The following is a 12,510-nucleotide window of genomic DNA, read 5'->3' on the forward strand; positions in this document are numbered from 1 at the left end:
AAAGGGTTGCNACGNGNTGTTGATAGCGTTCATAGGCCTGCTGACAGGCCGCCACATTTTCCGCAATCGGTAAGGTTTCACTGGCCGGATCGAGCGTCACGCAGCGCTCGCAAAGGTCCGCCAGGCTGTCCTCGTGGCCGTTTGCCCAAGACTTGCACCACGCCGCTTGAATCGCCGCGCCGAGGGCTGCCGCTTCGCTCTGCTCGGTACAGATCACCNNGGTGTTCATGATATCGGCAACCATCTGGCGCCACACCGGGCTTTTCGAGCCGCCGCCGATCAGGCGGATGCTCTGGCCTTGCACGCCGGTCTGGCGCAGCAGGTCCAGGCCATAACGCAGGCCAAAGGTCGTGCCTTCTACCACGGCGCGGCACAGATTGGCCTGGGTCAGGTTGGTCATGTTCAGGCCGAGCAGGCTGCCGGTGGCATGGGGCAGGGCGGGGACGCGCTCGCCATTAAGGAACGGCAGCATGCACACGCCTTCGGCACCAATCGGCGCTTGCGCCACCAAGGCGTTGAACTGCTCGATATCGAGGTCGAACAGCTCGCGAATCACCCCGGTAGCGTTGGTCAGGTTCATGGTGCAGATCAAGGGCAGCCAACCGCCGCTGGAGGAGCAGAAGGTCGCGACCGAGGCTTGCGGGCTNACTTTCGGCTGGTCAGCATAAGCGTAAACCGTCCCCGAAGACCCGAGGCTCATAGTGATTGCGCCAGGCTTGATGTTGCCGGTGCCGATCGCGCCCATCATGTTGTCGCCGCCCCCGCTGGACACCAGCGCTTGCGGGTTGATGCCGAGATGTTCAGCGATGCTCGGCAGGATCGTGCCAACCGCTTGATGCGCGTCGATCAACTCCGGCAACGCGGCTTGCAGGCGTCCGGTCGGGTCGATGTCGCGCAGCAACTGCAAATCCCACTGGCGGGTCCGCACGTTGAAGTACCCCGTGCCTGAGGCATCGCCGTACTCGCTGCAACTGCGGCCGGTGAGCCAGTGGTTCAGGTAGTCGTGGGGCAGGAGGATGCGGGCGATCCGGGCGAAAATGTCCGGGTGCTGTTCTTTGGTCCACAGCAGTTTGGAAACGGTGTAGCCCGGCGCGATGACCACGCCGAGGCGCTCCAGTGAGCCTTTTTCGCCGCCGAGGTGGTCTAGCAGACGATCGTTTTCCGGGGTGGATTCGGTGTCGCACCAAAGCTTGGCCGGNCGCAGCACTTGGCCCTGGTCGTCGAGCAGCACCAGGCCGTGCTGCTGACCGGAGACGCCGATGCCGAGGATGTCCTGGCCGTCGACGTGCGCCGCGAGTAACGCGCGGCGGGTCGCCAGGGCGAACGCTTCCAGCCACTGACAGGTGTCTTGCTCGCGCCGACCGTTGGCACCGCTGATCAAGCTGTGCACGGCGGCGCCCTGACCCAGGACCTGCCCGCTGTGGGCGTCGAGGATCACGGCTTTGGTGCCCTGGGTGCCGCAGTCGATGCCGAGGAAGAGTTGTTGCTTTGCCATCGAAGGTCCTTGGATCGTCAGATTCAACAAATAGGTTGTCTGTCAGTCCGTCATCGCGGGCAAGCCCGCTCCCACAGGGATTAACGTGGTTCATAAATCTGTGTTTCGCCACGGAACACTGTGGGAGCGGGCTTGCCCGCGATGACGGCCTCAGTTTCACCGCCGCACTTACGCCAGAACCCGCTCCAACGTCCGCGTCACACCCACTTCCCGCAAGCTGTTGCAGCACCATTCAAACGCCGCCACAAACTCCGGTGAATTCGGAATCGCCGTACCAAAGATCTCCTCAACCTCCAGCAACCGCTGGGTAATCAACAAATCATCCGCCACCAACGCCTGGCAGAACGTCGCACGAGGATCGGGTATCGAATAAGTATCCCCATTCTCATCCACGCCTTTCAAATACAGCGCCCAGGCTGCCACCACCAACGCGGCACGCCTGGTCTCCTGGCCATCGGCAATCAGACGATTGATGGTCGGAATGGTGAACTTGGGAAACTTCGACGAGCCGTCCGAACACACTCGCTCCAGTTGATCGGCAATCGCCTGATTGGAGAAACGCGCCACCAGCGTNTNCTTGTANGCCGTCAGGTCGATGCCCGGCACCGGCGCCAGGTTCGGTGTGACGTCCAGGTCCATGTAGGCACGCATGTAGGCGACAAACACCGGGTCATTCATGGTTTCGTGAACAAACCGGTAACCCTTCAGAAAACCCAGGTAGGTCAGGGCCAGGTGGCTGCCATTGAGCAGGCCGATCTTCATCTCTTCGTAGGGCGTGACGTCGTCGGTGAATTGCACGCCAACCGTTTCCCAGGCCGGGCGACCGTTGACGAATTTGTCTTCCAGCACCCACTGCACAAAGGGTTCGCATACCACTGGCCAGGCATCGTCGATGCCGTGGTCATCATGCAACTGCAGACGGTGGGCGGTGCTGGTCATGGGCGTGATGCGGTCGACCATGGCGTTGGGGAAGCTGACGTGGGTGGCGATCCAGTCACGCAGATCGGCATCGCGCAACGCGGCGAAGGCCAACAAGGCTTTACGGGTGATGGCGCCGTTGTGCGGCAGGTTATCGCAGGACATTACGGTGAACGCCGCAGTGCCGGCCGCACGGCGCTGGGTCAGCGCCGCGCAGATAAAGCCGAACACGGTTTTCGGTGACTCAGGGTGCGCCAGGTCGTGCTGGATCTGCGGCAGGTGGGCCATGAATTCGCCGTTGCTGTCGTCGATGCAGTAGCCGCCTTCGGTGATGGTCAGCGAAACGATGCGAATCTCTGGACTGGCGAGTTTGTCGATCAACGCTGCAGCGCCGTCTTCGGCCAACAGCATGTCGCGAATCGCACCGATGACCCGGACTTCGGTGTCGTCGGTGTCGCCCAGTTCGAACAGGGTGAAGAGGTAATCCTGCTCTTTCAGATCGTCCCGGGCGCGGCGGTCTTCGGCGCGCAGGCCGACCCCGCAAATTGCCCAGTCCAGGCCTTCGCCGGTATTCATCAGCGCGTCGGTGTAATACGCCTGATGGGCACGGTGAAAACCACCGACGCCGATGTGGGCGATGCCCTGGCGCGTATCGCTCAGGGTGTAGGCGGGCAGGGCCACTTCGGGGGCGAGGCGGTTGAGGTTCTGTTGGTTGAGTTTCATCACAGGCTCTCTAAATCAGGCCGCTGCACGCAGCGGGCGGGTCAGCGCCACGCCGTCGGCATCGAATAAATGGCAGTGTTCCGCGTCCAGATGCAGGTTCAAGGCTTCGCCGTAACGGCTGGCAAGGTCGCCACGAACGCGCATGGTCAACGCTTCGCCGGAAGCGGCCACGACGTGGCAGAAGGTGTCGCTACCCAGGCGTTCGCTGACGTCAGCGGTGACCTGCAAGGTGCAGTCGCCGGTTTGCGCGAGGTTGAGGTGTTCCGGACGAATGCCCAGGGTCACCGCGCCGCCGATNCTCAAGCTGGCACCACTGAGCGGCAGGCTGATCCGGGTGCCGGCGTCCAGCTGTACTTCGCAGCCCTGGCCCTCAACGCGGGTGACCTTGCCCTTGAGGAAGCCCATTTTCGGCGTGCCGAGAAAACCCGCCACAAACAGGTTGGCCGGCTGGTGGTACAGCTCCAGCGGCGAGCCGACTTGTTCGATACGGCCACTGTTCAGCACAACGACTTTGTCCGCCAGGGTCATGGCCTCGACCTGGTCGTGGGTCACGTAGATCATGGTCGCCTGCAGTTCTTTATGCAGGCGCGCCAGTTCCAGGCGCATCTGCACGCGCAGGGCGGCGTCGAGGTTGGACAGCGGTTCGTCGAACAGAAAGATCTTCGGGTTACGCACAATCGCGCGGCCGATGGCCACCCGCTGACGCTGGCCGCCGGACAGCTGCTTGGGCTTGCGCTCAAGCATCGGCCCGAGTTCGAGGATGCGCGCCGCTTCGCCGACTTTCTTCTCGACTTCAGCCTTTGGTACACCGGCCAGATCAAGGGCGAACGACATGTTCTTGCGCACGCTCATATGCGGATACAAGGCATAGGTCTGGAACACCATCGCCAGGTCGCGCTTGGCCGGGGTAACTTCGGTGATGTCGCGGCCATCGAGTTCGATGGTGCCTTCGGTGACTTCTTCAAGGCCCGCGATCAAACGCAGCAGGGTGGATTTACCGCAGCCCGACGGGCCGACGAACACCACGAATTCCTTGTCGTTCACTTCCAGGTCAATGCCCTTGATGATGGAAAAGCCTTCGAAGCCTTTTTGCAGATTCTTGATTTTCAGGTTGGCCATGGTGATGGGCCTCCACGTGTTGTTATTCAGTTGAGCCCAGTGGGCTTGTGCAGGAGCCGACTTGCTGGCGATGAGGCCATTAAATGTGCATCGGATTCTTGATTTTCAGGTTGGCCATGGGATGGGCCTCCACGTCTAAATTCGTTTTTGTTAGAGAGCAGCCGTTATTTCACGGCGCCGAAGGACAAACCGCGCACCAGCTGTTTCTGGCTGATCCAGCCAAAAATCAGGATCGGCGCACAGGCCAGGGTCGAGACGGCAGACAATTTGGCCCAGAACAAACCTTCGGGGCTGGAGTAGGAGGCGATCAACGCGGTCAGTGGCGCGGCTTTGGACGAGGTCAGGTTCANCGACCAGAACGCCTCGTTCCAGCACAGGATCAGCGACAGCAACACGGTGGAAGCCAGGCCACCCTTGGCAATCGGCAGCAGCACGCGGACCATTTCCTGCCACAGCGTGGCACCATCCAGGCGGGCGGCTTCGAGGATGTCTTTGGGGATGTCCTTGAAGTAGGTGTAAACCATCCACACCACAATCGGCAGGTTGATCAGGGTGTAGATGATGATCAGCGCAATGCGCGTATCGAGCAGGCCAAAGCTCTTGGCCAGCAGGTAGATCGGCATCAGTACGCCCACCGGCGGCAGCATCTTGGTCGACAGCATCCACAGCAGCGTGCCCTTGGTGCGCTGGGTTTCGTAGAACGCCATGGAGTAGGCGGCCGGCACCGAGATCAGCAGGCACAGGGCAGTGGCGCTGAACGAAATCACCACCGAGTTCCAGGCGTAGGCGAAGTAGTTGCTGCGCTCGTTGATGTGCAGGTAGTTCTCCAGCGTCGGCGTGAAGATGAACTGCGGCGGCGTGGCGAACGCGTCGATTTCGGTCTTGAAGCTGGTCAGTACCATCCAGAAGATCGGGAAGAAAATCAGGATCGCAATGGCCCAGGCCAGGGTGCCGAGCAGCAGGCTTTGCAGGCGGCGGGATTGTTGAAGCGTCATGGCGCGGCCCTCAAGGCTTGTCAGTCAGGTTTTTGCCGATCATCCGCACCAGGATGATCGCCGCGATATTGGCGATGACCACGGCAATCAAGCCGCCGGCCGAGGCCATTCCCACGTCGAACTGCACCAGCGCCTGGTTGTAGATCAGGTAGGCGAGGTTGGTCGAGGCGTAGCCGGGGCCACCGTTGGTGGTGGTGAAAATTTCGGCGAACACCGAGAGCAGGAAGATGGTTTCGATCATCACCACCACGGCAATCGGGCGGGCCAGGTGGGGCAAGGTCAGGTGCCAGAAGATCGCGATGGCACCGGCACCGTCCAGGCGTGCGGCTTCCTTTTGTTCCTGGTCGAGGGACTGCATGGCGGTCATCAACAGCAGAATGGCGAAGGGCAGCCATTGCCACGACACAATGATGATGATCGACAGCAACGGGTAGTGCGCCAGCCAGTCCACGGGCTCGGCGCCGAACAACTTCCACACGGCGGCGAGCACGCCCGACACCGGGTGGAAAATCAGGTTCTTCCAGATCAGCGCACCGACGGTGGGCATGATGAAGAACGGCGAAATCAACAACACCCGCACCACCCCGCGACCAAAAAACTCACTGGCCTCGAGCAGGGCACTGATCAGCACGCCGAACACCACGCTGATCAGCAGCACGCTGCCAACCAGCAACAGGGTATTGGTGGCGCCGGGCAGGAAGCCCGAGTCGGTGATGAAGTAGGTGAAGTTCTCCAGCCCCACGAATTGGTTTTCGCCGGGGTAGAGCAGGTTGTAGCGGATCAGCGAAAAGTACAGCGTCATGCCCAGCGGCACGATCATCCACAGCAGCAGCAAGGCCACCGAGGGGCTGACCAGAAACCAGCCGGGATTGGCCAGCCGGCTTTTGCGCACCGGTTGGGGGATGTCCATGTGAGCTTTGGCAGTTGAAATATTCATGGCGATCACTTGCTCGAAATGCGGCGAGACCCTGTGGCGAGGGAGCTTGCTCCCGCTCGGCTGCGAAGCAGTCGTAAATCCGGAAAATGCGGTCTGTCTGATGAATCGCGTTTCCAGGTTTTGGGGCCGCTACGCAGCCCAGCGGGAGCAAGCTCCCTCGCCACAATTTGGATGGCTAGAGGCTATTTGGGATAACCGGCGCGCTTCATCTCACGTTCGGTGGTTTGCTGGGCCGCCGTCAGCGCCTGGTCGACCGTGGTCTGGCCAATCAGCGCCGCCGAGAACAACTTGCCGACCTGCGTGCCCANCGCCTGGAATTCAGGAATGGTCACCAACTGGATGCCGATGTAGGGCACCGGTTTGAGGGTCGGTTTGCTCGGGTCCGCCGCTTTCAGCGATTCCAGCGTCACCTTGGCAAACGGCGCGGCGCTCATGTAAGCCTCGCTGTACGTCGAGGCCCGCGTGCCAGGCGGCACATTGGCGATGCCGTCTTTTTCGGCGACCAGTGCGCCGTATTCCTTGGAGGTGGCCCAGGCACTGAAGGTTTTCGCTGCGTCCTTGGCCTTGGAGCTGGTCGGGATCGCCAGCGCCCAGGAATACAACCAGGCCGAACCTTTGTCGGTGGTCTCATGCGGCGCATAAGTGAAGCCAACGTGCTCGCTGACCTTGCTTTGGGTTTTGTCGGTCACGAACGAGCCGGCCACGCTGGCATCGACCCAGATCGCGCACTTGCCGCTGTTGAACAGCGCCAGGTTTTCGTTGAAACCGTTGCTGGAAGCCCCCGGTGGGCCGGATTTCTTCATGTTGTCGACGTAGAAGTTCAGCGCGTCCTTCCACTCTGGGCCGTTGAATTCCGGCTGCCACTTCTCATCGAACCAGCGCGCACCGTAGCCGTTGGCCAGGGTGGTGATCAGCGCCATGTTCTCGCCCCAACCGGCTTTACCGCGCAGGCACAGGCCGTATTGCTCTTTGGTCTTGTCGGTGAGTTTTGCCGCGAATTCACCGATCTGAGTCCAGGTCGGGTGCTCAGGCATGGTCAGCCCGGCGTCCTTGAACAGGTCGGTGCGGTAGTAGGTGATCGAGCTCTCGGCATAGAACGGCAGGGCGTACAGCGAACCNTTGACNGAAAGACCTTCACGTACCGAAGGGAATACGTCGTCGAGGGCGTAGGACGCCGGCAGGTCTTTCATCGGCTCCAGCCAGCCCTTGGCGCCCCAGAGTGCAGCTTCGTACATGCCGATGGTCAATACATCGAACTGTCCGCCCTGGGTGGCGATGTCGGTGGTCAGGCGCTGGCGCAGCACGTTTTCTTCGAGCACCACCCAGTTCAGCTTGATGTCCGGATGCTCGGTCTCGAAAGTTTTCGAGAGCTTTTGCATGCGAATCATGTCGCTGTTGTTGACGGTGGCAATGGTCAGGGTTTGCGCGCCAAGACTGACGGTGCTGAGGGTCATGCAGGTGAGGGCAAGCAGAGCTTTTACAGAAGGTTGCATCGTGCACTCCTTTTCTGCGCCCGATGGGGGACAGAAGGACAGTTATTGTTTTTGTGTCTTCCGAGGGCAGGAAGAATGTGCACTGATTACAGCCTTCAATTGAGGATGTGACAAATCATCCGTCGCACTTGAATCGATACTATTTTGCACTGGATTCTGAAAAGGCAAGATTTAACACCGGACATCCTGTAGCAGCTGCCGAAGGCTGCGTTCGAGTGCGCAGCAGNCGGAGTGGCAGGTTTTGCGACTGCTTCGCAGTCGAACGCAGCCTTCGGCAGCTGCTACACGCATAGGCGTCAGTGCTGATTCTGCTCAGTCAACCGCTGCACCGCCAGCCGCCGGTAATGCGAGGGCGTCATGCCCTTGAGCTGTTGGAACCGCCGATTGAAGTTGGAAATATTGTTGAAGCCTGATTCGAAACACACATCGGTCACCGGTTTGTCGCCATCGGCCAGCAACTCGCAGGATTTGCTGATGCGCAGGCGATTGACGAACTCGATGAAGCAGCGCCCGGTGGCTTGCTTGAACACCCGGCTGAAATACGTTGGCTTCATGCCTAAATGCTCGGCGACCTCCTCCAGCGGCAGGTCCCGGGCGTAATGCGCGAAAATGTAGTCCACCGCTCGGTTGGTGCGNTCGATGNTGTGTTCATCCGCCAGCTGCGGCGTGGTGGCACCCGACAGCAACTGAAAATCGTCAGAAGCCGCGAGCAGCTCCAGCAGGATGAAAAAGTGCCCGAGCCGGGTGACGCCTTTAGTGTCAGCGATGCGTTGCATCAACGTCATGGCCTGGCGGATGGTGCGCTTGCAACGAAACTCGATGCCGTACTGCGCGCGCTCCAGCAGAGGCGCGAGGGTCTTCAGTTCTGCGAATACCTGATGACCGCCCTCAAACAGTTCATCGGTGAAATTCACCAGCATGTCGCGCTTGGGCACTACCTCGTCTTCATCCACCTGGCTGATCCAGTTATGGGGCAGGTTGGGGCCGGTGAGGAACAGGCTTTCCGGGTAGAAATTACCGATGTAGTCGCCGATAAACACTTTGCCGGAGCTGGCCACGATCAGGTGCAGCTCGTACTCCTTGTGGAAATGCCAGCGCACCAAAGGGCAGGGAAATCCATGCTGGCGATAGATGATCGACAACCCGTTGTGGTCGTCCATCAGTTCATAGGAAGGATCGGTGACTCTCGCAGTTCGGGTCATATCAGGGCGCTTTTTATTGTCATTGCGCCCTGATCATGCCTCTTTCCAGGCTAGTAATGCCAGCGTGCTACGCACAGGGCGTCAGGCCGGTGCCCGCTCATGCAAGGCATGGCCGTAAACGGCTTTCATGCTGGTGGCGGTCCAGCAATAACGAACGATCTCTGACTCGTCGAAAAAGTCGGTATTGATGATGCTGCAACGCGTGACCCAGTCACGGGTGGGATTGAACCAATCATTGATCTGGTTTTTGATGTCTTGAGGCCCTCCCAGAAACGCGTAGCGGGTGGCCGATAACGACCATAGAAACGTCTCGTAAGGTGCGTCTTCGAGTGTGCTGGAAATATGGGTTTTCAGATCCTCGGTGTCGGTGAACCTTTTGTTGATCCACTTGTGTGGGATGCGCGGCCAGAAGTAATTCTCATCCAGTTCCCGCCGTCCATGCGCCGCCAACACCACCCGGCGGCGAGTACTGATCCGCTTAAGCTCGCCGATGGTTTTTGTGGCGTCGTCGGGGGAGATCACTCGCTGTCCGAGTCGACTCACCAGAAGATCATTGAGTTTCTGATAGTCAAAGGGCTTGGAGCCATCTGCGAGTTGGTGGAAATCCAGCACGATGAACTCATCAGGATTACGGTCGAGAAACGCTGATACGTCTGTAATCAGTTCATCGAGGACCCTATGGGACTGGTATCCGTTGTGATGAAAATAGAAGACCGACTGGTCTGCGCCCTCGGTGTAGCCCAGCCGGATATCAAAGGCCCGGGCGCCGTTGGACAGTTGCCAGGCAAATGAACCGTTTTGACACGTCGTCCAGTTGCCGATAACCACATCGTAATTGGGCGCCTGTTTATCCATGCCGGCGTTGTGGGCGCCGGGCCAGACAATATCGGTCAGCTTTAATCGGTGGATATCCAGAACGTTACTCATCCACTTTTTTTTGTCCAGCGCACCTGCTGTGTTATGGGTCATGACAGTTCCTTGTCGTTGAGGCGCCCCCTCCGTGGGGCGACGAAGTTTATGTATCAGTGTTGGCTGCAAGCCACATCTGTGTTGATCGCCCTGCGTGAAAGGCTTTCATGACCCAGCATAGAAGTGCGCAACAGGATTGCCAGTCGCGGAAATAGTTGCACATATATAGCTATTTAATGGCGGGCAGACTAATTGGCTCGCTTGTTGGCTTTATGCAAGTTTACGGTTCGGCAATATTCAACAATTCGCGATTCTTCAATGAAGTCGACGTTGATGATGTTGCACTTTGTCGCCCAGTCGCTTTTTTCCGGGTCGAACCACGCATCGAGCTCATCATGTATATCCACGGGGCCGCCGAGGGCGCTGTAACTGGTCGCGGACAACGACCATGGGGCCCATGTGCCTGGCGGATGTGTCAGCACACTCGTAATGTGTTTTTTCAAGTCGGCAGCACTCGTGATGCCGTTGCCGGACCATTTGTGTTCAATTTGCTCAAGGAATACGTTTCGATCAAGCTCCCAATGCCATGGGGCCGCGACTAGAACCCTTTGTTCAGAACTGATTTGTTTGAGTTGACGGAGACTCATAGACCTGTTTTGAGTGGGGATTATTTTATGGCCCATAAGATGGATCATCATGTCTTTGAAAAAAGTGAAGTCAAACGCATCCCCTTGCAGTTCGTGAAAGTCCAGGACAATGAATTCATCAGGATTCTCCTCAAGAAATTGTCTCACGTCGGTCAACAAGTTCCCCAAGGTGCGATTGTTGCGGTTGCCATTGTGGTGCATCCGGAATTTTCCAAGCCCAGGTGCCTTGGCGTCGAACGCGAGGCGGATATCCAACGCTCGGGAGCCGTGGCACAACTGGGAATAAAACGATTGGTGCTGACAGGCGAGCCAATGGGCGCCTGGAATCAGAGGCCAGGACGCTTTCCAGTCGCTACCTGCGTTATGGGTGCCCGGCAGGGTTAATTCACGGAGCGACAAAGTGTCAATGGCCGGCGTGCTGGCCATCCAGTTGTTGAGTGTCAGGTTGTTTTGAACAATGGTATTCATTTAATGCATCCTTGCATTGATTTTAAACTTTAATAGGTTGTGCTGGATAAGTTGGTCGGGCTTTAATCCGCTGGATTGTTTATAAAGTGGGTTGCTAGCGTGGTCAATAAGTGTGGCAACACAAAGTGTGTATAGGTCGTGTCTGATATCTAGTTGGCGCGGTTTTTTGCTTCAATCCACTGTGCCATATATTGCGTACTTTTGTGCTGGTGGTGACGCAACATGCTGCCGGTAAAGTTGTCATTTCTAAGTTGGGCGATATGTTGTTGGCAGTACAATAATTTTTCGATCAGTGCCGGGCCATGTTCCGACTGTCGATAACGATCCGCCAGCAACACCTGCCCCATGGATTGGGCGTTCGCCCAGAGTGCTTCATCCTTGTACAACCGCACCGCATCCTCGGCGAACTCCTGTGCCGTCCGGCTCACGGCGCCAGGCCAGGGATGCTGACCGTGCATCGCTTCTGCACCAATAGGCGTCGTGACCGTGGGCGTGCCACACAGCATGGCGTCGATTATCTTGCCTTTGATGCCCGCACCGAAACGCAGCGGTGCCAGACACACACGCGCCGCCGACATCACTTGCAAGGCGTCTTCCGCCCAGTTCATGACATGGAAACCCTGGGCCGGGTTATGCAGCGCAGTAGCCTTGGGCGGCGTGTAAGCGCCGTAGATGTGCAACTGAGCGCTGGGCAGTTGTTCACGGATCAACGGCCAGATCGCCGTTTTCATCCAGAGCACCGCATCCCAGTTCGGCGCATGTCGAAAGTTACCAATGCTGAGAAAGTGCGCCCGATCTTCAAAGGCGGCCGGCACCACGCTCGACGGTTCGACCATCAACGGACACCAGTGCAGCAAGTTGCGCGGCATCTTGAACTGCTCGACCAGCAACTCGATTTCCACTTCAGAGATCATCAGGTTCAAATCGCAACGATACAGCGCGGCAATTTCCCGTTTGGCCAGATCGGTATCGGCCATCAACTCGAACTCTTCGCGCAATGCCGGTGCGAACAGGTCGCTGAAATCATTGTTGTCGTCACTGGCCTTCAAGCGGTCCTTGAGGCGCTGATGCCGGGCGTGCCGCAGGCTTTGCAGATCCGAAGTTTCAAGCACACGCAAGGCATCAGGGCAGTGCTTTTCTACACGCCAGCCGAACTGCTCTTCCATCATGAACTGGTCAAACAGCACGATGTCCGGGGCCAGTTCACTGATAAACGCGTCGAAACTGCTGTTGTTCAACTCGATAGGCACTTCGCGAATGCCCAGTGCCGTCAGGTCAGCCCGATGTTCACCGGTGCCGGCCGGACTGCTGAAGGTAATGTCCCAGCCTTGTCTCAGAAACGTATCCAGAATCTGCATCACATGCCCACTGGCGGCCGAAGAGCGAGGCTCGGGCCAGACGTAACCAATGACGAGGACTTTGGTTGCGTGGGGCTGATTCATGAACGGTATTTCCTTGACTCGGGCTGTGGGCTGAGTGATGCGAGAGGCGCGCAATTAAACCACAACAAGGTCGATGTTGGACTGAAACAGCGCCGCCGCAGAGCAGACGACGGCGGCGGCAGTCCTGTTGTTACACCGTATTGAGTTTCACCAATAAGCAAT

Annotated in this window: 10 protein-coding genes; all 10 read right to left on the reverse strand. The window is 58.4% G+C overall.

The window, feature by feature from the left end:
- On the reverse strand, positions 1–1,495 hold a 1,495-nt coding region (xylB, locus tag B7L09_RS01165), incomplete at its 3' end, for a xylulokinase (protein ID WP_094467398.1).
- A gap of 168 nt (positions 1,496–1,663) precedes the next feature.
- Positions 1,664–3,136, reverse strand: coding sequence for a mannitol dehydrogenase family protein (locus tag B7L09_RS01170; protein ID WP_094467399.1), 1,473 nt, complete (start codon positions 3,134–3,136; stop codon positions 1,664–1,666).
- Positions 3,137–3,151: 15 nt separating this feature from the next.
- Positions 3,152–4,255: an ABC transporter ATP-binding protein gene (locus B7L09_RS01175; RefSeq protein WP_094467400.1), complete on the reverse strand. Its 1,104-nt coding sequence runs from the start codon at positions 4,253–4,255 to the stop codon at positions 3,152–3,154.
- A gap of 164 nt (positions 4,256–4,419) precedes the next feature.
- Complete coding sequence (locus B7L09_RS01180) at positions 4,420–5,250, reverse strand: carbohydrate ABC transporter permease (RefSeq protein WP_094467401.1); 831 nt, start codon at positions 5,248–5,250, stop codon at positions 4,420–4,422.
- Between the two features lie 10 nt (positions 5,251–5,260).
- Entirely contained in the window at positions 5,261–6,160 is a 900-nt protein-coding gene (locus B7L09_RS01185; protein ID WP_255141466.1) for a carbohydrate ABC transporter permease, read from the reverse strand.
- A gap of 209 nt (positions 6,161–6,369) precedes the next feature.
- Complete coding sequence (locus tag B7L09_RS01190; protein ID WP_094467403.1) at positions 6,370–7,680, reverse strand: ABC transporter substrate-binding protein; 1,311 nt, start codon at positions 7,678–7,680, stop codon at positions 6,370–6,372.
- A 296-nt stretch (positions 7,681–7,976) separates the two neighbouring features.
- Positions 7,977–8,882 (reverse strand): AraC family transcriptional regulator, encoded by a 906-nt coding sequence (locus tag B7L09_RS01195; RefSeq protein ID WP_094467404.1) that lies wholly within the window; start codon positions 8,880–8,882, stop codon positions 7,977–7,979.
- A gap of 81 nt (positions 8,883–8,963) precedes the next feature.
- Positions 8,964–9,851, reverse strand: coding sequence for a phosphatidylinositol-specific phospholipase C domain-containing protein (locus B7L09_RS01200; protein WP_094467405.1), 888 nt, complete (start codon positions 9,849–9,851; stop codon positions 8,964–8,966).
- A 188-nt stretch (positions 9,852–10,039) separates the two neighbouring features.
- Positions 10,040–10,906: a phosphatidylinositol-specific phospholipase C domain-containing protein gene (locus tag B7L09_RS01205; protein ID WP_094467406.1), complete on the reverse strand. Its 867-nt coding sequence runs from the start codon at positions 10,904–10,906 to the stop codon at positions 10,040–10,042.
- 149 nt (positions 10,907–11,055) lie between these two features.
- A complete protein-coding gene (locus B7L09_RS01210) occupies positions 11,056–12,348 on the reverse strand; it encodes a glycosyltransferase (RefSeq protein WP_094467407.1) in 1,293 nt (430 codons plus the stop codon).
- Positions 12,349–12,510: the final 162 nt, after the last annotated feature.

This window comes from Pseudomonas mandelii, from assembly GCF_002251635.1.
In the GTDB taxonomy this organism is placed as follows: Bacteria; Pseudomonadota; Gammaproteobacteria; order Pseudomonadales; family Pseudomonadaceae; genus Aquipseudomonas; species Aquipseudomonas mandelii_B.